The organism is Streptomyces sp. NPDC028331 (assembly GCF_055565775.1).
In genome coordinates this window covers 96,548-117,434 of sequence record NZ_JBVHTR010000023.1, presented here as the reverse complement: position 1 = coordinate 117,434, position 20,887 = coordinate 96,548, and the positions used below count along the sequence as shown (strand labels likewise).

21 protein-coding genes are annotated in these 20,887 nt (G+C 70.9%); 3 read left to right on the top strand and 18 right to left on the bottom strand.

What is annotated here, in order from left to right:
• Nucleotides 1–13 precede the first annotated feature (13 nt).
• Nucleotides 14–976, bottom strand: coding sequence for a LysR substrate-binding domain-containing protein (locus ACZ4SW_RS28795; RefSeq protein ID WP_468251458.1), 963 nt, complete (start codon nt 974–976; stop codon nt 14–16).
• Between the two features lie 152 nt (nt 977–1,128).
• On the opposite strand from ACZ4SW_RS28795, the gene ACZ4SW_RS28790 reads away from it, so the two are divergent.
• Together ACZ4SW_RS28790 and ACZ4SW_RS28785 are read left to right on the top strand one after the other, a co-directional pair.
• Entirely contained in the window at nt 1,129–1,683 is a 555-nt protein-coding gene (locus tag ACZ4SW_RS28790; protein WP_103838369.1) for a peroxiredoxin, read from the top strand.
• A gap of 3 nt (nt 1,684–1,686) precedes the next feature.
• Nucleotides 1,687–2,220, top strand: a complete 534-nt coding sequence (locus ACZ4SW_RS28785) for an alkyl hydroperoxide reductase (protein WP_468251456.1) — start codon at nt 1,687–1,689, stop codon at nt 2,218–2,220.
• Nucleotides 2,221–2,240: 20 nt separating this feature from the next.
• Here ACZ4SW_RS28785 and ACZ4SW_RS28780 read toward each other — a convergent pair whose 3' ends face one another.
• The 4 genes from ACZ4SW_RS28780 to ACZ4SW_RS28765 form a co-directional block, all read right to left on the bottom strand.
• Complete coding sequence (locus ACZ4SW_RS28780) at nt 2,241–3,656, bottom strand: AI-2E family transporter (protein ID WP_468251454.1); 1,416 nt, start codon at nt 3,654–3,656, stop codon at nt 2,241–2,243.
• 139 nt (nt 3,657–3,795) lie between these two features.
• Nucleotides 3,796–4,479, bottom strand: a complete 684-nt coding sequence (locus ACZ4SW_RS28775; protein WP_468251452.1) for an aggregation-promoting factor C-terminal-like domain-containing protein — start codon at nt 4,477–4,479, stop codon at nt 3,796–3,798.
• Between the two features lie 412 nt (nt 4,480–4,891).
• Entirely contained in the window at nt 4,892–6,217 is a 1,326-nt protein-coding gene (locus ACZ4SW_RS28770; protein WP_468251450.1) for a PhoH family protein, read from the bottom strand.
• A 348-nt stretch (nt 6,218–6,565) separates the two neighbouring features.
• Nucleotides 6,566–7,339 (bottom strand): isoprenyl transferase, encoded by a 774-nt coding sequence (locus tag ACZ4SW_RS28765; RefSeq protein ID WP_468251449.1) that lies wholly within the window; start codon nt 7,337–7,339, stop codon nt 6,566–6,568.
• 649 nt (nt 7,340–7,988) lie between these two features.
• On the opposite strand from ACZ4SW_RS28765, the gene ACZ4SW_RS28760 reads away from it, so the two are divergent.
• Nucleotides 7,989–8,324: a DUF192 domain-containing protein gene (locus tag ACZ4SW_RS28760; protein ID WP_468251447.1), complete on the top strand. Its 336-nt coding sequence runs from the start codon at nt 7,989–7,991 to the stop codon at nt 8,322–8,324.
• A gap of 229 nt (nt 8,325–8,553) precedes the next feature.
• Here ACZ4SW_RS28760 and ACZ4SW_RS28755 read toward each other — a convergent pair whose 3' ends face one another.
• The 13 genes from ACZ4SW_RS28755 to ACZ4SW_RS28695 all read right to left on the bottom strand — a co-directional run bounded on the left by ACZ4SW_RS28755 (nt 8,554) and on the right by ACZ4SW_RS28695 (nt 20,880).
• Nucleotides 8,554–9,324, bottom strand: coding sequence for a class I SAM-dependent methyltransferase (locus ACZ4SW_RS28755; RefSeq protein ID WP_468251445.1), 771 nt, complete (start codon nt 9,322–9,324; stop codon nt 8,554–8,556).
• 221 nt (nt 9,325–9,545) lie between these two features.
• Nucleotides 9,546–10,409 (bottom strand): LLM class flavin-dependent oxidoreductase, encoded by an 864-nt coding sequence (locus ACZ4SW_RS28750; protein ID WP_468251443.1) that lies wholly within the window; start codon nt 10,407–10,409, stop codon nt 9,546–9,548.
• 40 nt (nt 10,410–10,449) lie between these two features.
• Entirely contained in the window at nt 10,450–11,025 is a 576-nt protein-coding gene (locus tag ACZ4SW_RS28745; RefSeq protein WP_468251440.1) for a dihydrofolate reductase family protein, read from the bottom strand.
• An 82-nt stretch (nt 11,026–11,107) separates the two neighbouring features.
• Nucleotides 11,108–12,895 (bottom strand): ABC transporter ATP-binding protein, encoded by a 1,788-nt coding sequence (locus ACZ4SW_RS28740; protein WP_468251438.1) that lies wholly within the window; start codon nt 12,893–12,895, stop codon nt 11,108–11,110.
• A 138-nt stretch (nt 12,896–13,033) separates the two neighbouring features.
• A complete protein-coding gene (locus ACZ4SW_RS28735; RefSeq protein WP_468251436.1) occupies nt 13,034–13,162 on the bottom strand; it encodes a hypothetical protein in 129 nt (42 codons plus the stop codon).
• Between the two features lie 190 nt (nt 13,163–13,352).
• On the bottom strand, nt 13,353–14,015 hold the full coding sequence (locus ACZ4SW_RS28730) for an OmpA family protein (protein WP_468251434.1): 663 nt from the start codon (nt 14,013–14,015) through the stop codon (nt 13,353–13,355).
• Nucleotides 14,016–14,021: 6 nt separating this feature from the next.
• Nucleotides 14,022–14,615, bottom strand: a complete 594-nt coding sequence (locus ACZ4SW_RS28725) for a hypothetical protein (RefSeq protein ID WP_468251432.1) — start codon at nt 14,613–14,615, stop codon at nt 14,022–14,024.
• A 15-nt stretch (nt 14,616–14,630) separates the two neighbouring features.
• On the bottom strand, nt 14,631–15,173 hold the full coding sequence (locus tag ACZ4SW_RS28720) for a pilus assembly protein TadG-related protein (RefSeq protein WP_468251506.1): 543 nt from the start codon (nt 15,171–15,173) through the stop codon (nt 14,631–14,633).
• A gap of 371 nt (nt 15,174–15,544) precedes the next feature.
• Nucleotides 15,545–16,300 (bottom strand): response regulator, encoded by a 756-nt coding sequence (locus ACZ4SW_RS28715; protein ID WP_468251429.1) that lies wholly within the window; start codon nt 16,298–16,300, stop codon nt 15,545–15,547.
• Nucleotides 16,293–17,657, bottom strand: a complete 1,365-nt coding sequence (locus ACZ4SW_RS28710; RefSeq protein WP_468251428.1) for a sensor histidine kinase — start codon at nt 17,655–17,657, stop codon at nt 16,293–16,295. The genes ACZ4SW_RS28715 and ACZ4SW_RS28710 overlap by 8 nt, the downstream gene beginning before the upstream one ends.
• Nucleotides 17,658–17,662: 5 nt before the next feature.
• Nucleotides 17,663–18,553: a DUF5936 domain-containing protein gene (locus ACZ4SW_RS28705; protein ID WP_468251426.1), complete on the bottom strand. Its 891-nt coding sequence runs from the start codon at nt 18,551–18,553 to the stop codon at nt 17,663–17,665.
• A 13-nt stretch (nt 18,554–18,566) separates the two neighbouring features.
• Nucleotides 18,567–19,514, bottom strand: a complete 948-nt coding sequence (locus ACZ4SW_RS28700) for a type II secretion system F family protein (RefSeq protein ID WP_468251424.1) — start codon at nt 19,512–19,514, stop codon at nt 18,567–18,569.
• Nucleotides 19,515–19,539: 25 nt separating this feature from the next.
• Nucleotides 19,540–20,880 carry a CpaF family protein gene (locus tag ACZ4SW_RS28695; protein WP_468251422.1) on the bottom strand — a complete coding sequence of 447 codons (1,341 nt, stop codon included), beginning with the start codon at nt 20,878–20,880 and terminating at the stop codon, nt 19,540–19,542.
• Between the last annotated feature and the right edge of the window lie 7 nt (nt 20,881–20,887).

The following is a 20,887-nucleotide window of genomic DNA, read 5'->3' as shown; positions in this document are numbered from 1 at the left end:
TGGGCGGGCGGGGTCAGCCCCCGGGCCCCAGCACCCGTACGGGGAGCGGTCGCAGCGCCTCGCGCAGGGCGGCGGCCAGCTCCTCGTACTCGGCACCCCGCGCGGCACCCGCGCGCATGGCGAGCGCGACGCGCCGGGTGGGGGCCGGGTCCGCGAAAAAGCCGGTGAGCAGCCGGCCGTTGCGGGTGGTCTCCACCTCGACGGCGGTGCGCGGCAGCAGGGTGACGCCGAGGCCGCCCGCGACGAGCTGGACGAGGGTGGACAGGCCGGCCGCGGTCGTGGTCACCGGCATGTCCTCGCGGCCGGCCTCCCGGCAGATGTCGAGGGCCTGGTCGCGCAGGCAGTGCCCCTCGTCCAGGAGCAGCAGGTTCAGCTCGCGCAGCGCGTCGCGGGGTATCCCGTCCCGGCCGCCGAGCCAGTGGTCCAGCGGGGTGACGAGGACGAAGTCCTCGTCGAACAGCGGGAGTTCGACGACCCCGGGCACACCGAGGGGGACGGCGAGCAGCAGCAGGTCCAGGCGGCCGGTGGTCAGCCCGTCGAGCAGGTTCGCGGTCTGTTCCTCGTGGACCTGGAGGTCGAGGTGCGGATAGCGGTCGTGGACGAGGTTGAGGACGGTGGGCAGGAGGTACGGTGCCACCGTCGGGATCACGCCGAGCCGCAGCGCCCCGGTGAAGGGGGCGCGGACGGCCTCGGCCTCCTCCATGAGCGCGCCGACCTCCTCCAGCACCGCCTTGGCCCGCAGGGCGAGGCGTTCGCCGGCCGGTGACAGCAGCACCTTGCGGGTGGTGCGCTCCAGCAGGGTGACGCCGAGGACCTCCTCCAGGGCGGAGACGGCGCCCGACAGGGCGGGCTGGCTCATCCCGATCGCGGCGGCGGCGTCCCGGAAGTGGAGGTGCTCGGCGACGGCGGCGAAGGCGCGCAGTTGGGCGAGCGTGGGCTGGCGGCGCCCGTTGGTCCTGGTCCCGCCCACGGCCATGGTCTTACTCCCGGTTACTGATAGCCGACACCGATCAACATGCCCGAGTGTAGCTATTTCCGTAATCAATGCACTCTGTGCCAGCATCGGAACAGTCCAACCCATGAGAAGCACCTTGCGTTCCGGGTGCTTCTGTGCTGCAAGGAGAGCGTGTGCTCACTGTCGGTGACAAGTTCCCCGAGTTCGAACTGACCGCCTGCGTCTCGCTGGAGAAGGGCAAGGAGTTCGAGCAGATCAACCACAAGACCTACGAGGGCAAGTGGAAGATCGTCTTCGCATGGCCCAAGGACTTCACCTTCGTGTGCCCGACCGAGATCGCGGCCTTCGGCAAGCTGAACGACGAGTTCGCCGACCGTGACGCCCAGATCCTCGGCTTCTCCGGCGACTCCGAGTTCGTGCACCACGCCTGGCGCAAGGACCACCCGGACCTGCGCGAGCTGCCGTTCCCGATGATGGCCGACTCCAAGCACGAGCTGATGCGCGCTCTGGGCATCGAGGGCGAGGACGGCTTCGCGCAGCGCGCCGTCTTCGTGGTCGACCCGAACAACGAGATCCAGTTCACCATGGTGACGGCGGGCTCCGTGGGCCGTAACCCCAAGGAGGTCCTGCGGGTCCTGGACGCCCTGCAGACCGACGAGCTGTGCCCGTGCAACTGGAACAAGGGCGAGGAGACCCTCGACCCGGTCAAGCTGCTGGCTGGTGAGTGACGTATGTCCCTCGACTCCCTGAAGTCCGCCGTACCGGACTACGCCAAGGACCTGAAGCTCAACCTGGGCTCGGTCATCGGCAACTCCGAGCTGCCGGCGCAGCAGCTCTGGGGCACGGTGCTGGCGACGGCGATCGCGTCGCGTTCGGCGATCGTGCTGCGCGAACTCGAGCCGGAGGCGAAGGCGAACCTCTCGCCGGAGGCGTACACCGCGGCGAAGTCCGCGGCGGCCGTCATGGCGATGAACAACGTCTTCTACCGCACGCGGCACCTGCTGTCGGACCACGAGTACGGCAGCCTGCGCGCGGGGCTGCGGATGAACGTCATCGGCAACCCCGGGGTCGACAAGGTCGACTTCGAGCTGTGGTCGTTCGCGGTGTCGGCGATCAACGGCTGCGGGATGTGCCTGGACTCGCACGAGCAGGTGCTGCGGAAGGCGGGCATCGAGCGCGAGGTCATCCAGGAGGCGTTCAAGATCGCTTCGGTGATCCAGGCGGTCGCCGTGACGCTGGACGCGGAGGCCGTGCTGGCCGAGTAGGCCGCCGTGCCGGGCCCCGCTCACTCCTGGTGGGCGGGGTCCTCTGCGTTGTGGGCACCGTCACCGGCGGCTGTGTCCCCGGGCCCTCCCGCGGCCTGGGCGGCCTCGTCCACGGCCGCCGGACGGACCGGCGGTTGCCGGACCGCGCCGTCGAGCGGCTGTACGGACGGGGCCGGTTCCTGCTCGGTCTGCTCCTGTGCGGCCTGTTCGTGCGCGTACTGCCGCAGATACCCCACCACCGTGTTCGTCACCGCCACCAGCGGTACGGCCACCACGGCGCCGCCGATGCCGGCCACCATGCCGCCGGCCGCCACCGTCAGCACCACGGCGAGGGGGTGGACGCGGACCGCGCGGCCCAGGATGAACGGCTGCAGGACGTGGCCCTCGATCTGCTGGACCGCGAGGACCACCACCAGGGTCATCACCGCGGTGAAGACACCCTGCGTCACCAGCGCCACGATCACCGCCAGCGCGCCGGAGGCGACGGCGCCCACCAGGGGCACGAACGAGAACAGGAAGATGAAGACGGCCAGAGGGACGGCCATCGGCACATCGAGGAAGTAGATGCCGATGCCGATGAAGATGGCGTCGATGAGGGCGACCAGGACCGTGCCCCGGACGTAGGCGGTCAGGGTCCGCCAGGCGCGCGGGCCGGCGCCGGCCACGCCCGGGCGGGCTGCGGCGGGCACCAGCTTCAGGAACCACTGCCAGATGCGCCTGCCGTCGTAGAGCAGGAAGAGCGTCGAGAAGAAGACCAGCAGGATGCCGGTCAGGGCCTCGACGATGACCTGGACGCCCTCCAGGCCCGCGGACGTTATCTGGTCCGTGTTGGCGCCGATCGCCTCGCGGAGGTTCTTGGCGATCTGGTTGATCTGCTTGTCGGTGACGTGGAAGGGACTCTTCAGCAGCCAGTTGCGCAGGTCGTCGATGCCGTTCTGGATCTGGGTGGAGAGCGCGTCGATGTTCTCCATGACCTGCCAGGTCACGAACCAGCCGAGCAGGCCGAGCAGGACGAAGCCCAGGATCACGGTCAGCGCGGTTGCCGGACCGCGCGGCACACCCCGACGTGTCAGCCGGGCGACCGTGGGCTGCAGCAGTGCCGTCATCAGCAGCGCGACGACGAAGGCGAACACCACGAGCTGCACGGCGCTGATGACCCTCATCAGCACCCACACCGTGCCGGCGAGCACCAGGAGTCGCCAGCCGGCCTCGGCCGCCACCCGTACGCCCCAGGGCACGGCCTGAGCGGGGTCGGGGCGGGGGCCGGTGGGCACCGGTGGCGGCGCGACGGGCTGCGGGGCCGCGGCGGGGGCGCGGCGGGGCCGTTCGGGCGCGGCGTGCTCCTTCTCGACCTCCGCGCGGCGCTCGTCCAGGCGCTCGCTGATCTCGGTCAGCCCGGCACCGAGCCGGCCGAGCCACCCTGGCACTCGCGACATGATCCGTCCTCTTCCCCCGCGTCCCCGGGTGCTCGCCACCACTCCCCCCTGGAGTTGTTCGCGTACGACCGTACAGGGCGAAAGCCCCTCCCCCTAGGACGGGGAGGGGCTGCGCGAGGTTGAGCGGGGCAGGCGGGACTCAGTAGTTGCCGTTGGCCTGCCAGTAGGACCAGGCGTCACACGGGCTGCCGTAGCGCTGGTTCATGTAGTTGAGACCCCACTTGATCTGGGTGGCCGGATTGGTGCGCCAGTCGGCGCCGGCGGACGCCATCTTGCCGGCGGGCAGGGCCTGGACGAGGCCGTAGGCGCCGGAGGCGGCGTTGACCGCCTGGTAGTTCCAGCTCGACTCGTGGTCCACGATGTTGCTGAAGCACTGGAACTGGCCGCTCGGCACGATCTGCCGCGCGATCGCCTGGACCTGCGCAACCGTGTAAGACGTCTGGACGGGGAAGCTCGCACTGCTGCGGCTGGCCGCTTCCTTCGCCTCGGCGCGCTGCTTGGCCTCTTCTTCGGCCTTCTGCGCTGCCTGCTGCTTGGCGATCGCCTCCGCGGCCGCCTGCTTGCGGGCCGCCTCCTCGGCGTCCTTCTTCGCGAGCGCGTCGGCGGCGATCGCCTGGGTGTTGGCCTGCTGCGTCAGCGACGCGGTCTGGACCTGGGCCTGCTGACCGGCGGGTATGTCGGCGAGGAGCGTCGAGTCGGCTGCGGTCGCCTCGGCGTCGTTCGTCTGGGCAGTGCTGCCCGAGGCGACTCCGACGACGCTTCCGACAGCGGTGACCGCCGTGGCCGAGGCCACTGCGAATCCCCGGACCGAGATCGGGCTCACACGGTTTCCTTCCAGCATCGCCCGCTTCGGTGACCCTGGCGGACGCAATCGTGCCCCTGACACTGGCCTCCCACCTGCGGGGTCACGGGAGGCACGGGCCCGGTGGGCAACTCCCGCCAAGGGAGCGCCGCGTGGTGCTCGGGCGGCATACGACGGCTCTATGAAGTTGAGGTTCCTGTGGCTCTGTACCGCTGGGGGTACAGCTGTGTCGTATGCGGGGCCTGACAGGAACGAGACTCTGCCGTAATCCGGCGCCGCGGTGCAATTCCGGGATGAGTGTGAAAGCTCACATCCCGTTTGGACCCCGCAATTCTCGGGATCTCCCGCACACGACGGCGCCGCCCGGCTAAGCTCTACGACTTTGCCGGACGGCGCCAACTGGTCGGTAACTACCCCACGTTGAACACTCGGGTCAGACTTGCCCGTCCTCTAGCATTTCGGTCACAAGGGCGGCGATCTGGGACCTCTCGGACCGGGTGAGCGTGACGTGCGCGAAGAGCGGATGCCCCTTCAGTTTCTCCACCACGGCGACAACCCCGTCATATCGCCCGACTCGCAGATTGTCCCTTTGCGCCACATCATGGGTCAGAACGACCCTGGAATTGGCGCCGATCCTGGACAGAACGGTCAGTAGCACGTTCCGTTCGAGCGACTGGGCCTCGTCCACGATCACGAATGCGTCGTGCAGCGAGCGGCCGCGGATGTGGGTGAGCGGGAGGACCTCCAGCATCCCGCGCGCGGTGACCTCCTCGATGACCTCGCGGGTGGTGACCGCGGAGAGGGTGTCGAAGACCGCCTGCGCCCAGGGGCTCATCTTCTCGGCCTCGGTGCCCGGCAGATACCCGAGTTCCTGCCCGCCGACCGCGTACAGCGGGCGGAAGACCATCACCTTCTGGTGCTGCCGCCGCTCCAGCACGGCCTCCAGCCCCGCGCACAGCGCGAGCGCCGACTTGCCGGTGCCGGCCCGGCCGCCCATCGACACGATCCCGACGTCCGGGTCGAGCAGCAGGTCGAGCGCGATCCGCTGCTCGGCGCTGCGTCCCTTGATGCCGAACGCCTCACGGTCCCCGCGCACCAGGCGGACGTCACCCTCCGCCGTGACCCTTCCGAGTGCCTTGCCCCGCTCCGACTGGATGGTCAGGCCGGTGTGGACGGGCAGGTCGGCCGCTTCGGGGACGTGCAGGTGGCCGTCCTCGAAGAGGATGTCCACCTGTTCGGCGGACAGGGTCAGTTCGGACATCCCGGTCCAGCCGGAGGAGTCCGTGATGGCCAGTTCCGCGCGGTACTCCTCGGCGAGGAGGCCGACGGAGGACGCCTTGATCCGAAGCGGCAGGTCCTTCGACACGACGGTGACGTCGAACCCCTCCGCCTGCAGGTTGCGGGCGACCGCGAGGATGCGCGAGTCGTTGTCCCCGAGGCGGTAGCCGGTGGGCAGGACGCTGGGGTCCGAGTGGTTGAGCTCCACCCGGATGGTCCCGCCGAGGTCCCCGATCGGGATGGGGGCGTCGAGCCGGCCGTGCCGCACGCGGTAGTCGTCCAGCAGGCGCAGGGCCTGGCGGGCGAAGTAGCCGAGTTCGGGATGGTGCCGCTTGGCCTCCAGCTCCGTGACCACGACGATGGGAAGCACGACCTCGTGCTCCTCGAAGCGGGTCATGGCGTTGGGGTCGGCCAGCAGGACGCTGGTGTCGAGAACGTAGGTGCGCCGGTCTGGCTTGGGGCGCTTTGTGCTGGTCACCACGGAAGGACGTACCCCCTCGGATGAGGTCGGGGAGCGACGAGGTGGAGCTGGACCGGTCGTCGGCCGCGATGCACGGGCCGAGGACCGGCCCTCCGCGTCTGCGTCCGTGCTGTGACCGCACGGTCGGGCTGGTGCAAAGGGCCTCCCGGGCGGACGGCCCCGTGCCGTCCGCTGAGATACGACACCCGTGGTTCGGGTGTCGACCTGTCTGGCTTATGCCCTCGAACACGCGCTGCCATGCCACGGCATATGACGGCGCCCCGGTGAACTCCTCGTTACATCCCGTCCCCCGGCCGGGTGACACGGGGTACGGCGTGAGCGGTTGCCGGATGACTCCGGCGGCGGGGGTCAGCCGCCGTAGCGGCGGTGCCGTGCCGCGTAGTCACGCAGGGCACGCAGGAAGTCGACCTTGCGGAAGGCCGGCCAGAAGACCTCACAGAAGTAGTACTCGGAATGGGCCGTCTGCCACAGCATGAATCCGGACAGACGCTGTTCGCCGCTCGTACGAATCACCAGATCGGGGTCGGGCTGGTCACTCGTGTAGAGGTGCCGGCCGATCATGTCGATGTCGACGGACTCGGCGAGGTCCTCCATCGAGGTGCCCTTCTCCTGGGCCTCGAGGAGCATGGAGCGTACGGCGTCGGCGATCTCCTGACGGCCGCCGTAGCCGATGGCGACGTTGACGAGTATGCCGTCGACGTGCGCGGTGGCCTCCTCGGCCTCCTTGAGCGCGGTCTGCATCTGCCCGGGCAGCAGGTCGAGCGCGCCGACGTGGTGCACACGCCAGCGGCCGTCGGCGGCGAGGGAGCGGACGACGTCCTCGATGATCCCGAGAAGCGGGACCAGCTCCTCCTTCGGCCGGTCGAAGTTGTCCGTGGACAGCAGCCAGAGGGTGACGACCTCGACGTCCGTCTCGGCGCACCAGCCGAGGAACTCCTCGATCTTGTCGGCTCCGGCCTGGTGCCCCTGCGCGGTGGTCGATCCCGCGGCCTTCGCCCAGCGTCGGTTGCCGTCCATGATGACGCCGATGTGCTTGGGCACCTGAGCGTGGTCCAGGTGACCTTCCACCCGGCGTGCGTACAGCCTGACGAGCAGGCTGCGCAGCTTGTCGCGCAGGTTCACGTGATTGTCAGCCCCTCCGTGCGGATCAGACAGGCGCGGTCGTGCGCGATCCCCGTCAGATGGCGGTCCCCGAAGCCGAAGCCTACCGCCGGAGCGGGCGGGGGCGGCCAACGGGTGTGAGCGGGTTGGGTTCGGGTTCATGGGTCCGAAGGGGGGCGGAGGTGGGGGGATTTGGGGCGGTCCGGCCGCCTGTCCAGGGGGAACGGCCCGACCCCGGTCCAGCTCCTGCGGCGATGGGGGGAGAAGACCGCCGTCGGCCCGACGGCGGGGGGGTGGAGCGGGCCCGGCGGTCGGAGGCGCAGCCCCGGGCCGGGGCCGGGAAAGGAAAACGGGCCGGTCCGTGGGGGGGAGACGGACCGGCCCGAGGGGGGGCTTCCACCATAACCCTTCGTAAGTGATGCTGCGTGCATCGGCGTGCCACAACTACTCTCCGAAATCACCCGGCAACGCCCCGATGGTCTCGGAACCCCTCATTCAGCGCCTGACCGTGGCTGAAACCCGGCCGATTGTCGGCGAATCCAGCCGAAACCCAAGGGATCCAAGGGGTTTGCGTCATCTTGTGGGCCCCAAGGCGTCATGTCCCGGGATACTCCGCCCGAGTGACCCGCCCCGGAAGCGCCCGCTTGACGCCGGCGCTAACTTCGCAGTCATGCCGCTGCTCACCACACCGGAGACGCCCGACCCGGTGCCGCTGGAGATCGCACGGTCCGCCCGGGACCGACGGCGTGGGCTGCTCGGGCGCGACGGGATCGACGGCGCGCTCCTGCTGAGTCCGGCGAGCGCGGTGCACACCGTGGGGATGCGGTTTCCGATCGACGTGGCGTACCTGGACCGGACATTGCGGGTGGTGGCGGTACGGACGATGCCGCCGGGCCGCGTCGGCCTCCCCCGCCCGCGGGCACGCCACGTGCTGGAGGCGGAGGCCGGGGCGATGGAGCGTTGGGGGATCAGACGCGGCGTACGGGTCGCCGTACAGGACCCGTGACGCCGCTCGGGCGCCGACGCGCGGCCCCGCGCAGCCCCCTCCACTGCGCGGTTCCGCCCGCGCAGCTTCACTCACGCGAATTACCTTGGTCTGAACTTACGCGAGCCACCGGGACCGACGGGAGTCGGCCTCCATAACGATGCGGAAAACCCGGCCCTCGTGTCCCACGTTCCGGACGCGCGTCTCACCCACCGGCCGCCCCTTCCCGCTCGTCCACTCCACCCGCAACCTACGCCCCCGGCTTGCGCGCCTCGATCAGGAACCGCGTGCTGTGCGCCACGAACGGCCCCTCCGCCGTGATCCGCTCGTGCAGGGACCGCAGCCGGTCCTCGTACCGCCCCACGGTGAAGTCCGGCACCATCCAGATCACCTTGCGCAGGAAGTGCACGACGGCCCCGATGTCGTGGAACTCCATGCGCAGCCGCGCCTCCCGCAGATCCACGACGTCCAGTCCGGCCGCTTCGGCCTCGGCGCACGCCCGCCGCGGATCACGTCCGCTGCGAACCTCCTGCGGCTGCGGCCCGAGGAAGTACTCGACGACCTCGAACGCGCTCGCCGGACCGACCTGCTGCGAGAAGTACGTGCCGCCGGGGCGCAGTACGCGCGCGATCTCCCCCCAGTACGTCCGCACCGGGTGCCGGCTGGTGACCAGGTCGAACGCGGCGTCCGCGAACGGCAGCGGCGCGTCCTCCGCGGAGGCGACGACCACCGCGCCGCGCGGATGGAGCACAGCGGTGGCCTTCGCGACGTTCGGCGGCCACCCCTCGGTGGCGACGGTCACCGGCGGCAGCGCCGGGGCGGAGGCGAGGACCTCCCCTCCCCCGGTCTGGACGTCGAGCGCGGCGGTCGCGCGCGCCAGCCGCCGCGCCATCGACCGTGCGTACCCCCACGGGGGCCGCTCCTCCGTGGCCCGCCCCTCGAACCAGGAGAAGTCCCAGCCCTCGACGGGAGCCTCGACGGCCTCGCGGACGAGCTCTTCGTACGAACGGTGGGTGGACATGCCGTGATCTTTCCAGCACCCCGGAAACGGACGCGACCGAATTAAGGCGCCGAACCGAAGCGCCGAACCAAGGCAGCGAACCAAGGCAGCGAACGAAGACAGCGGACGAAGACTTCGACCAGGGCGTCGCACGCGACCGAACGGCGCGACCGCGCGCCGCGCTCCGAACAATGGGGGGCCGCTCCACGGCGAAAGGCGGGCTGCCGCACGCTCGCGCCGCTCTACGGCACGAGCGGCCGTACCTCGTCGGCCACGAACCGCACGAAACCCTCCGGGTCCGGCTCGTCGCCCGTCGGCTGCAGGACCACCGTGTCGGCGCCCGCGTCCGCCAGTTGCCGGACGGCCTTGGCGACCGTGCCCGCGTCCCCGGCCACGCCGTGTTCCGCCCCTCCCTCGCGTTCGATCTCGGCGCGCAGCCGGGTGGCGGCGTCCGGGCCGGTGGCGGCGCGGAGGTAGACGACGACGGGGTGGGGATCGGTGCGACCGGCCGCCGCGCGTCCCTCCTCGACGATCCCACGCGCCGCCCGTACGCCCTCCGGTGGCGTGGCGGCGGTGAGCAGCGTGCCGTCCGCCGCCTCCCCGGACAGGCGCAGCGAGCGGGGGCCGGTGACCCCGGCGAGGACGCGGACGGCCTTCGCCGGCGGCCAGTCCAGGGCGACGCCGTCCAGCTTCACGTACCGCCCGTCCGTGGTGACCCGCTCACCGCGCAGGAGGGCGCGCAGCGCGTCCAGGTACTCCCGCAGCAGCGTCACGGGCGACTCGGCGCGGGCGCCGACCTGTCCCATCCAGCTCTGGACGCCGTGCCCGACGCAGAGGGCCGCCCGCCCGGGGAACATGCGCTCGAGCGTGGCGGCCTCCATCGCGGTGAGGGCGACGTTCCTGAGCGGCACGGGCAGCAGTCCGATGCCCACGCGCAGCCGGTCCGTCCAGGCGAGCGCGGCGGACGCGGTGGAGATTCCGCCCTCCAGGAAGCAGTCCTCCCACAGCCACAGCTCCTCCAGGCCCGCCTCCTCGGCGAGCCGCGCGATCGTCCGCAGTCGCTCCGGGGGGAGTTGGGGCCGGAACACAGCACCGAGTCGAGTCATGCGGCCTTCCTACCCGGCGGGCCCCGGCCGGGCAACACGTTTACCGGCGGCCCGCCTCCGGGCGCCCGTAGTGCAGCAGCACGACTCCGTTGCCGAACCGGCGCGAGTCGATCAGTCGCAGGGCGGTGAGCGCGTCCCCCTCGGGGAACAGCCGTCTGCCATGGCCCAGGAGGACCGGGTGGACGTACACACGGAACTCGTCGACGAGGTCGTGCCGCAGGAACTCGGCGGCCAGTTCGGCGCCGCCCAGCGCGAGGTCGCCGCCGTCCTGCGCCTTGAGCGCGAGGATGTCGTCGACGACCACGTCCCGGACGATGGTGGTGTGCCAGCCGGCGTGCTGGAGGGTGCGGGAGAACACCACCTTGGGCATGTTCCGCCAGATCCGCGCGAACTCGACGACGGGGGCGGGCGCGTCGGGGTCCCGGTCGGCGGTGGGCCAGTAGCCGGCCATGAGCTGGTAGGTGACCCGCCCGTCGAGGAAGGCGCCCATCTCCTTCAGGACGTCGTTGAAGTGCTGGTGGAGTTCGTCGTCGACGAGATGCCAGTCGATCTCGCGGTGGGGGCCCTCCATGTAGCCGTCGAGGGACACCGACATCATCAGGACGATCTTCCTCATGGCCCACCTCACCGCCGTCCGACCGGAACCGGCGCCCACGGTACTCAGCGCGGGCGCATCCCTCACGGAAGCCGTGACCGGCTCAGGCGGCTTCGGCCGTCGGGGGTGGGCCGGGGGTGGTGAGGGTGACGGTGCCGTCGGACACGTGGAGGACCAGGTCGGCCTGCGCGGCCAGGCGCAGGTCGTGGGTGACGAGGAAGGTGGTGCGGCCTGCCGTGAGGCGTCGCAGGGGCTCCATGACCCGCGCGGTGGAGGCGTCGTCGAGGCCTGCCGTCGGCTCGTCGAGGATGAGCACGGGCGCGGTGCGGAGCATGGCCCGGGCCAGGGCGACCCTGCGGCGCTGGCCGCCGGAGAGGTTGTTGCCGCGCTTGCCGACGGGGGTGTCGTAGCCCTCGGGCAGCGCGTCGACGAACGTGCCGGTGTCGGCGGCCGAGGCGGCGGCGAGCACCTCCGCATCGGAGGCGTCGGGCCGGCCGTAGGCGATGTTGTCGCGGACCGTGCCGTCGAAGAGCATGCTGTCCTGGGGCAACAGGGTGATGTGCCGGCGCAGTTCGTCCACCGGGAGGTCGGCGATGTCCCGGCCGTCGAGCAGGATGCGCCCCCGGGTGGGCTCGTGGAAGCGCAGCAGCAGCTTGCCCAGGGTGGATTTGCCGGCGCCGCTGGGTCCGGTGACCGCCACCAGCAGGCCGGGTGCGATGTCGAGGTCGACGTGGTGCAGTACGGGCCGGCCGCTGCCGGGGTAGGAGAAGTCGACGCCCTGGAAGGTGACGGCACCGCGGACGGGTTCGGCGAGCGGCGGGAGGTCCGCTCTCCGCTCCGGTTCGGGGACGGGGCGGGTCCGCAGCACTTCCAGGAGGCGCTCGGAGGCGGCGGTGGCGGAGGAGGCGCTGACCAGCAGTTCGCCGAGTTCCTGTAGGCGCGGGTGGAGATAGCCGAGGTAGGCGGCGAAGGAGAGCAGGCCGCCGACGGTGAGGTGGTGCTCCGAGATCTGCCAGGCGCCGGCGCCGAGCACGGCCAGCACGCTCAGGGTCTCCAGGAGTTCGCCGGCCGGCCCGTACAGGGCGGTCAGGCGGATCTGCCGCAGGCCCGCGCGCATCCAGACCCGGCCCTCGCGGTGCACCTTGGCGCGCTCGGACTGCTGCCTGCCGTACGCCTGCACGAGGGGCATGTTGGCGAGGGTCTCCTCCAGGAGGGAGGCCAGCCGGCCGTTGCTGTCGCGTTCGGCGCGGCTCGCGGTGCGCATGAGGGTGCCGAACACCCGGGCACCGGCCCAGATCAGCGGCGCGACGACCAGGGTGATCAGGGCGAGCTGCCAGCTCGTCCAGAACGCGGCGACGGCGAAGACGAGGGCGCCGACGGCGGAGGTGATCAGTTCGACGGGCGCGGAGGCCACCAACTGCTCCACGGCCTCGATGTCACCGGTGAGGCGGGAGACCAGGTCGCCGGTGCCGTACCGGTCCAGGGCGTCCGGGGGCAGTTGCTGCAGGTGCCGGAAGACGCGGTCGCGCAGACCGAGCAGGAAGTGTTCGCCGGTCCAGCCCGCGAGGTAGCTGCCCGCGGAGGACGCCACCGCGCCGGCCGCGGCGAGCCCCAGCCACAGGGCGGCGGGCCCCCAGAAGCGGCCCAGGTCGCCAGGGGCGAGGACGTCGTCGGTGAGCCGTCCGACGATGCCGATGGCGGCCGTGTCGCACCCGGCGGAGACCACCAGCAGCAGCGCGGACGCGAGGACGGCGGCACGGTTGACCCGCACCAGCGGCCAGAACTTCCGGAACGCGGTGGAGGGGGATATCCGCGCGTGACGTGTCCGTGCCGGGGCGCCGGGTTCGGCGGCCGCGGCGGTGATCTGTGCGGCGGTACTCGCGGTACTCATGGCGTGGCCGTTGCTCCCTGGGCGCTGCCCCGTCCGACCCGACGGCACGCCGGGATCCGCCCGCCGAGGACGAGACGGACGGATCCCGGCGGAGCCGGCAGTGCGGGTCTTCTTATGTGGCCCGGTATTCCGGCCCGGTTACTTGGCGGCCTTCTTGTGCTTGCGGTGGTGCTTCTTGTGGTGGTGCTTGCGGTGCGCCTCCTTGGCCGCGCAGCCGACTTCCTTCTTCTTGGCCTTCTTGACCAGCATGAGCTTGTCGAATGCCATGGTCTGCCGCCCCTTTCTCATTCGGTACTCAAGGTGTTCCGGATGCCTGTGAATACGCGCAAGGGGCCGGGACCGTTCAAAGGAAAACCACACTTACCAACACCTTTCCCTCTTACCGAATCCCTACGGAATCGAGGGAATCCCTTTTGATTTCCTTGAGGAAAAAGGGGCCCGTGGGAGTCGGCCGCGGTCAGCCGCCGGAAATCGCCGAGCCGGCGTCGCCCGCGGTACCGGCGCCGTCCGCGCCTCCCCTCGGGAACGACACCTCCACCCGGCGGTTCTTGCGGCGGCCCTCCTCCGTGGAGTTGTCCGCGATCGGGTAGTCCTCGCTGTAGCCGCGCACCTCGAAGGTGACGTTGCCGCCGAGCCGGGCGGCCAGTTCGTCGTGGACCGCCTCCGCGCGCTGCTTGGACAGGACCAGGCCGTGGGCGTACGTGCCGAGGTTGTCCGTGAACCCGAAGACGCGGACGGAGCTCGCGTTCTGCTTCTTGATCTCGTCCGCGATCGCGTCGATACGGGAGCGTGCCTCCGGGTTCAGCTTGGAGCTGTCCTTGGGGAACAACACCTCCGCCTGCAGCGCGAAGGTGACGCTCGTGTTGGTGTCCTCGCGGCGCTCTTCACCGCCGAGGTCCTCGACGACCGACTTGATGTCCAGCACCTTGGCGGGCGCGAGACTGGCACCGTCGGCGAGCTTCAGGCCCGGGCTGGTGGGGTCGATGGAGGGGGGCGGGGGGGTGGTCACGGTGCCGGGGGGTGCGCTGGGGGTTTCGTCGGCGGAGGCGGGGGGTGTGCCTACGAGGGTGAGGGCCGTGAGCAGCGTCAGGGCAGCGGCCGGTCGGAGAGGGCGGCGCATGGTCGGTCACCCCTCGGAGAGTTCGATGGAGGCGGGGGGCATGGAACCGACCTGGAAGTTCACCTGGTTCGTGCCTTCGGGCGGGGCCGGGAATTGTGCGAACCACTGCGTGGTGCCGCCCTCCTTGACGCCACCGGTGAACTGGGTGCAGAGGCAGCGCCCTGAGGTGTCACGCAGGATCAGGTACTTCTTCTTGCCCTTCGGGTCGATCAGGCTGGCGCCCGCGATGGATCCACCGTTCCTGGCCAGTTCCTGCTCGTCGCCGCGCCAGTCGCCCCCGACCCACGGACCGCCCGTGTTGTTCGTGACCGTTCCCTCGACGGTCACGAAGCCCCCGCTGTCCCGCTTGGCGGAGGTGATAGTCAACGTCAGCCCGTTCTCCCCCTTGACCTCGGCCAGCGTCGTGTCCGACTGGGGTGCCTGGGACTTCTTCTCGTCCCCACTGCTGCCGCTCTGAGCAGGGGCGGAGGAAGCCGCCGCTCCCTTGTCCGACTTACCGTCACCTCCCCCGCCGCACCCGGCCACCGTGAGGAGCAGCCCGGCCGTGATCGCGACCGCGCCCAGCGCCCTGCGGCCCTTCATGGTGTGCCGAAGATCCATCGGTTGGGCTTCCTTTCACTCGGCCAGATGCACTGAGAACAGCACGGACGCGTCAGGAAGGTCGACCGGTTTGAATTTTTTGGGGTCGATGTCCACGCTCTGGCCGTCGCAGTTCAGTTGCACAGGTTTCTCGGGATCCGCGTCCGGGTCGAAATCGCAGCGCGGTTGTATGACGGCGATGGCATGGGCCCTCGCATGCATTCCCTCCGTACCGGGAATGACGGAATCGCCCACTGTGTAGTTCGTCTGCACTGCCACCTGGAATCCGGGATAGCCGTCCCTTGTCACCGGCTGGGCTCCGCCCTCGACGGTCGAGTCGTTCTCAGCAGCCAGTTGCTGCGCGGCGGCAGTGGGGTCTGCGGCGTCAGCGGGCAGCCGACCGCGCAGCCAGGTCAGCCAGTCGTCCTCCTGCCCCACGGCGGTCTCGAGACGGTCCATCAGCCGGTCCCGGCCGTCCTGCGCCGCCGCCAATGCGGCAGCGTCCGCCGCGGACTGCGCTCCGTTGCGGGCGGACGCTGCTTGGGCGAAGGCGAAAAACGCGAAGGCTGCGAACAGCAGGATGCTTGTCAGCCATATGTAGAGGGGGAGCGTCTGTCCGCGGTCGTTCAGCCGCCGGTGACGTTGTTCACCGCGCGCAGGATCGCCTGTGAGATCAGGTTGTCCAGACCCAGACCGTGGACCATGGTGAAGATGGCGGCAACGATGATCATCAGGCCCGCGTACTCCACGAACCCCGCCCCGGCATCCCGCCCAGCCCCCCGCATCCGGGCCCCCACGGCCCGCCCCCACGCACCGACCCCGCGCCTCACCCTGTTCATCACGGTCCCTGCCCTCCCACCCGATGCGGCAACCGCCAACCACAACACCGTAGGTGAAAGAACTCTCACCCTTCGTGGGCCCAGGGGCCCAACTTCCGCCTGGCCGGGTGCTCATCGGGCCCACCCCTCCCGAGCCGTCCCCAGCCAGCGAGCGATCGCTTCGCTCCGCGAAGAACTATGCAGCTTCGCGAAGATGCGGTTGATGTGGTTCTTGACCGTCTTCTCGCTGATGAAGCAGGCCGCGGCGATCTGCCGGTTGTTCATCCCGGCCGCGATGAGGTCCATGACCTCCACCTCCCTCGAACTCAGCCCGAAGGCCGGCCATCTGGCGGCGCGTCGCCGCGGACCCCCCGCCCGGGCGGGCGGAACCCCCGACGACTGTGCCACGGTCGGTTGCAGACGCGAAGCGACTTCCTTCTCTTCGTAGGAAACGCCGAGCGAAGTCCGGACAGCGCACGGGGACACCGTCCGCCGACCGTCCCTCAGCCCCCGTACGGCCGCGATCAGCTCCGCCGCCGTGAACTCCCCGTGGACCAGGTAGCCCGAGGCCCCCCGGCCCAGTGCCTCCGCCACCACCTCGGGTTCTCGGCTGTACGTCAGCATCATCACGGGGGCGAGCGCGGCCAGTCGCGGCAGTGCCGTCAGGCCGTCCGTGCCCGGCATGCGGTGGTCGAGGAGGATGACGTCGGGGCGGTGCCGGTCGGCGCAGGTGAGGGCCTGGGCGCCGTCCGCCGCCTCCGCCACCACCTCGATGTCGGGGTGGACGGACAGCAGGGCGGTCAGGCCCGCCCGTACGACCGGGTTGTCGTCGGCCACGAGGACACGCAGGGGCGGGCCGGGTTGTGCCTGGTCAGGCAGGTCAGGCATGTGCGGCCTCCTCTTGGGGAGCGGGGGCAGCGGTCGTGGACGGGGGGAGGCGCAGATGGACCTCGGCGCCTCCCAGCGGTGAACGGCCCAGACGGAGGGTCCCGCCCAGAGACGCGGCACGTTCCGTCATGCCGAGCAGGCCGAAGTGGCCGGATTTCGTCAGGTCTTCCAGGGCGTCGGGCGGGGGCGGGCCGACACCGTCGTCCTGCACGCGCAGATCGAACGCCTCGGCCCCGACGACGCCGAGGGCGATCCGCAGGTGCGTCGCGTGGGCGTGCCGGTGGGTGTTCTCCAGCGCTTCCGCGACGATCGCCAGGACGTGGTGTGCGGTCGCGTACGGCAGGAGCAGGGGGGCGTCCGGTTTCGCCAGCTCCACTTCCATGCCGGTGCGGCTCGCGAACTCCCGTACGCGGACGGCGAGTTCGGCCGCCACGTCCAGGTGTGCCGCCGTGACGTCCGTACGGCGCCGCAGGTCCGACAGCAGCTCGCGGGACTCCGCCGCCGCCCTGCGCGCCGCTCCCGCGACCAGCGTCGCCTGGCGTTTGAGTGTTTCGGGGTCGCCGCGGTCGGCCGAGGTCGCGAGGGCCTCCGCGGCCAGGGCCAGGCCGTGCAGGGTCTTGGCCACCGAGTCGTGCATCTCGCGGGCGAGGCGCCTGCGTTCGGACTCCACGGCCTCCGTCGCCGCGAGGCGGGCGTTGGCCTGCGACAGCGCCTCGCCGGCCGCGCCGAAGCGGAACATCAGGTTGCGCAGGGTGACGCCGATGATGCCGGCGGCCACGCAGAACCCGGCGATGAGCAGGGTGCTGGCGCCCGCGCCGGGCCGGTGTTCCCACGCCCGGTAGACCGCGAGGACCACGGCCAGTTGCAGGCCCGTGAGGACGCCCGCGCCGCGCCAGCCGTAGAGGAGGCCGGAGAGGAGCGGGGTGCAGACCGTGGCGTAGGCCAGGGGGGAGGCGGGGGACGCCGTCAGGAGCAGTGTGGCGACGAAGAGCAGGTCCAGCGCCATCAGGGTGGGGTGGGCCAGCAGGCGCGGGCCCACGCGGTGCCAGTCGCGCAGCACGGCGTAGGAGGCCATGACGCCGAGGACGCCTGCCGCGAGGGCGGCGTCGCGGGGGGTGCCGTCCGGGGCGTGGGCCAGGGCGAAGGGGGTGCCGATCAGGACCATGGCGAGGCGTACGGCCACGGTCTGGCGGCACAGGGTCTGCAGCGCGTTGAGCTGGAGTCGGACGCTGGCGGGGGCAGGGGCGTCGTCCTCGAGGTATCCGGGGGTGGGGTGACCGGTCCCGCTCCCGCTCCCGCTCCTCCTCGCTGTCCCCGCCTTCGGCCTCTTCGGCGTCTCGGGCGTCTTGGGCGTCATCGGCGTCACCGGCCCAGAATCGATCCGAAGTCCGTGCCCGACCCCAGGAACATCCCCGTGGCGATCAGGATCATCGTCGCCGGGAGCATGAACACCAGGGTGACCAGCGTGGCCTTGGGGATGGTCTTGGCGGCGCGGCGGCGGGCGTTCTGGGCGTCGGTGCGGCGCATGTCCGTGGCGAGCTGGATCAGGGTCTCGGCGATGGGCGAGCCGAGTTCCTCGCCCTGTTGCAGGGCGGACACGAACTGGGCGACCTGCTCGGAGGAGTTGCGCCTGCGCAGTTCGTCGAAGGCCTGGCGGCGGCTGACGCCCATGTCCATCTGGCGCAGGGTGATGCGCAGTTCGTCCGCCCAGGGGCCCTCGTACTTCTCCGCGACCCGGTCGAGGGCCTGCCGGAAGCCGAGCCCCGCCGAGACGACGACCGCGAGGACGTCCAGGAAGTCCGGCAGGGTGCGGTCGATGACGTCCTTGCGTTCCCGGATGGCCTGCCAGATCAGGGCGTCGGCGGCGAACAGCCCGAAGGCGAACGTCACGGCGGCGAAGAGCAGCCGGCCGTTGGTGAGGAACATCAGGCCGAGGACCAGCCCGAAGATGCCGTACACCGCCCGGCGTGCGGCGTACCGGTTCAGGGTCAGCCCGCCGGGGTTGCCCGCCATGTCGATGCGACGGCGTTTGGCCTCGACGCGGCGGGGGCCCATCAGGCGCAGGACGAGCGGGGCGAAGCGGATGCCGAGGCGGTCGACCGCCGAGCCCGCCTTGGAGACCCGGGTGGAGCCGACCTCCAGGGCGAGCGCGAGGTCGCTCGGCAGTCTCGCGTCGGCGCGGATCATCCGGATGCCGAGGAGGATGCCCGCGACGGACACCGCCATCAGCAGGGCGAGGAGCAGCGGCAGCATCGCGTTCTCCCCCTCACACTTCGATCTTGCCGAGGCGGCGGATGACGAAGAAGCCGATCGTGTACAGGCCGAGGGAGAGCAGGACCAGGCCCTGGCCGAGCGGGGAGCCGGTGACGCGGGCCAGGGCGCCCTCGTTCGAGGAGTTGACCAGGATCAGGGAACCCAGGCCGAGCATCGGGACCGTGAAGGCGGTCGCGTTGACCTCGGAGAGCATCGTGCGGACCTCGCGCCGGGTCTCCTTGCGGTCCTCGAGGGTCTGGGTGAGGTTGCGCAGTGAGCTGACCACCGAGCCGCCCGCCTTGTTGGCCAGGACCAGGGTGGTGACGAGGACGATCAGCTCGCGCGACGGGAGGCGTTCGGCCAGTTCGTCCAGGGCGTCGTCGACCGAGCGGCCGAGCGAGAGCTGGTCGGCGACCCGGGCCAGTTCCTCGCCCGCCGGGGCCTCCAGTTCCTCCGCCGCCATGGCGAGTGCGGTGCGCAGGGCGAGTCCGGCGGCCGTGGCGTTGGCCAGCAGGCGGGCCACGTCCGGGAGCTGGTTGATGAAGGCCTCGATGCGCTTCTGGCGCTGCCAGTTGAGGAAGACGGCCGCGCCCCAGACGCCGATCAGGCCGGCGATCGGGCCGAAGAAGGGCGCCAGGGTGGAGGCCGCGATCAGCCAGAGCGCCACGACGACGACGGTGACGTAGGTGAAGAACTCCCCCGCCGTCAGGTCGAGTCCCGTCGCCGACAGGCGCATGTGGATGGCGCGTCCCAGGCGGGTGCGGCGCAGCCTGCGGTCGACGGCCGTGAAGCGCCGTACGCGGCCCGCCGCCGTGCGGACCGGGCCGTACGCGGCGCCGGAGAGCCGGTCGACGAGGGCCCGGCGCTGGGCGCGGCCGGAGGCGTACGAGTGCACGCCCGCGACGGCGAGCGCGCCGGTGAGGACGGTGGCGCCGAGGGCGAGGAGTGCGGGGTCGTTCATGACCGGCTCCTGGGGTGGGCGGGGATCATCCGATGGCCTGCCTCGTGTTCAGTACGTCGAGGGCATCCGCGACGCCGAAGGCCGGCGGGAGCGGTTCGCCCGCGCCGTACAGCTTCTCGGCGACCGGCCGGGGCAGCGGCAGGTGCTCGAAGCGGCCGCGGACGATCCGGTCGGGGCCGAGGGGCTGGGGCACGAAACGGGACACGGTGGCGACGCGGAACTGTTCGCGTCCGTGCGACACGACGAGCGCGATCTCCACGACCTTGCGGGAGCCGTCGGGGTACCGGGCGAGCTGCACGACCACGTCGACGGCCGAGTTGATCTGGTCCTTGAGCGCCTCGAACGGGATCAGGACCTCCGACATCGAGCCGAGGGTCTGCAACCGCATCAGCGCGTCCTCCGCCGAGTTGGCGTGTACCGTGGCGAGCGAGCCGTCGTGGCCGGTCGACATCGCCTGGAGCATGTCGAGGGTCTCGCCGCCGCGGACCTCGCCGACGATGATCCGGTCGGGCCGCATCCGGAGGCTGTTGCGGACCAGGTCGCGGATGGTGATCTGGCCCTTGCCCTCGACGTTCGGCGGGCGGGACTCCAGCCGGATCACGTGCTCCTGCTGGAGCTGGAGTTCGGCGGAGTCCTCGATGGTGATGATGCGTTCCTGGGAGGGGATCAGCCCGGAGAGCGCGTTGAGCAGGGTCGTCTTCCCGGAGCCGGTACCGCCGCTGACGATGAGGTTGAAGCGGGCGCGGACGAACGCGGCGAGCAGCATCAGCATCTGCTCGTCCAGTGAGCCGAGGCCGATGAGTTCGGGGAGCGTGTAGGCGCGCGGGAAGCGGCGGATGGTGAGGGTGGGGCCAGTCAGGGCGAGCGGCGGAATGATGACGTTGACGCGTTCGCCGGTGGGCAGGCGGGCGTCGACCATGGGGTTCGACTCGTCGACGCGGCGGTTGACGGTCGAGACGATGCGTTCGATCGTCTGCATCAGCTGCTCGGCGGAGGCGAAGCGGAGCGGGAGCTGTTCGACGCGGCCCGCCCGCTCCACGAAGATCGAGTCGGGGCCGTTGACCATGATCTCGGTGATGGAGGCGTCGGCGAGGAGCGGTTCGAGGACGCCGAGGCCGAGGGCCTCGTCGACGACCCGGCGGATGAGCTGGGAGCGTTCGGCGGAGGAGAGGACCGGGCCCTCGCGGCTGATGATGTGCCCGAGGACGCGTTCGAGCCGCACGCGGCGTTCGGCGGTCGCGAGGCCCGACATCTCGGCGAGGTCGATCTCCTCCAGGAGCTTGGCGCGGTAGACGGCGACGAGGTGTCCGTCCTCGCGGGCGGCTCCCCCGTCGTCGGGGGCGGCGATACGGGAGCGGAGGCTCATGCCGGTC

What these genes read in the sequence shown, in the direction of transcription:
- ACZ4SW_RS28780 (WP_468251454.1), bottom strand. Translation starts at nt 3,656, where the DNA reads ATGTCGCGAGTGCCAGGGTGGCTCGGCCGGCTCGGTGCCGGGCTGACC.
- ACZ4SW_RS28725 (WP_468251432.1), bottom strand. Translation starts at nt 14,615, where the DNA reads ATGGATCTTCGGCACACCATGAAGGGCCGCAGGGCGCTGGGCGCGGTC.
- ACZ4SW_RS28705 (WP_468251426.1), bottom strand. Translation starts at nt 18,553, where the DNA reads ATGCTGCCGCTGCTCCTCGCCCTGCTGATGGCGGTGTCCGTCGCGGGC.
- ACZ4SW_RS28735 (WP_468251436.1), bottom strand. Translation starts at nt 13,162, where the DNA reads ATGGCATTCGACAAGCTCATGCTGGTCAAGAAGGCCAAGAAGAAGGAA.
- ACZ4SW_RS28760 (WP_468251447.1), top strand. Translation starts at nt 7,989, where the DNA reads ATGCCGCTGCTCACCACACCGGAGACGCCCGACCCGGTGCCGCTGGAG.
- ACZ4SW_RS28750 (WP_468251443.1), bottom strand. Translation starts at nt 10,409, where the DNA reads ATGACTCGACTCGGTGCTGTGTTCCGGCCCCAACTCCCCCCGGAGCGA.
- ACZ4SW_RS28755 (WP_468251445.1), bottom strand. Translation starts at nt 9,324, where the DNA reads ATGTCCACCCACCGTTCGTACGAAGAGCTCGTCCGCGAGGCCGTCGAG.
- ACZ4SW_RS28795 (WP_468251458.1), bottom strand. Translation starts at nt 976, where the DNA reads ATGGCCGTGGGCGGGACCAGGACCAACGGGCGCCGCCAGCCCACGCTC.
- ACZ4SW_RS28730 (WP_468251434.1), bottom strand. Translation starts at nt 14,015, where the DNA reads ATGCGCCGCCCTCTCCGACCGGCCGCTGCCCTGACGCTGCTCACGGCC.
- ACZ4SW_RS28715 (WP_468251429.1), bottom strand. Translation starts at nt 16,300, where the DNA reads ATGCCTGACCTGCCTGACCAGGCACAACCCGGCCCGCCCCTGCGTGTC.
- ACZ4SW_RS28695 (WP_468251422.1), bottom strand. Translation starts at nt 20,880, where the DNA reads ATGAGCCTCCGCTCCCGTATCGCCGCCCCCGACGACGGGGGAGCCGCC.
- ACZ4SW_RS28710 (WP_468251428.1), bottom strand. Translation starts at nt 17,657, where the DNA reads ATGACGCCCAAGACGCCCGAGACGCCGAAGAGGCCGAAGGCGGGGACA.
- ACZ4SW_RS28745 (WP_468251440.1), bottom strand. Translation starts at nt 11,025, where the DNA reads ATGAGGAAGATCGTCCTGATGATGTCGGTGTCCCTCGACGGCTACATG.
- ACZ4SW_RS28740 (WP_468251438.1), bottom strand. Translation starts at nt 12,895, where the DNA reads ATGAGTACCGCGAGTACCGCCGCACAGATCACCGCCGCGGCCGCCGAA.
- ACZ4SW_RS28785 (WP_468251456.1), top strand. Translation starts at nt 1,687, where the DNA reads ATGTCCCTCGACTCCCTGAAGTCCGCCGTACCGGACTACGCCAAGGAC.
- ACZ4SW_RS28700 (WP_468251424.1), bottom strand. Translation starts at nt 19,514, where the DNA reads ATGAACGACCCCGCACTCCTCGCCCTCGGCGCCACCGTCCTCACCGGC.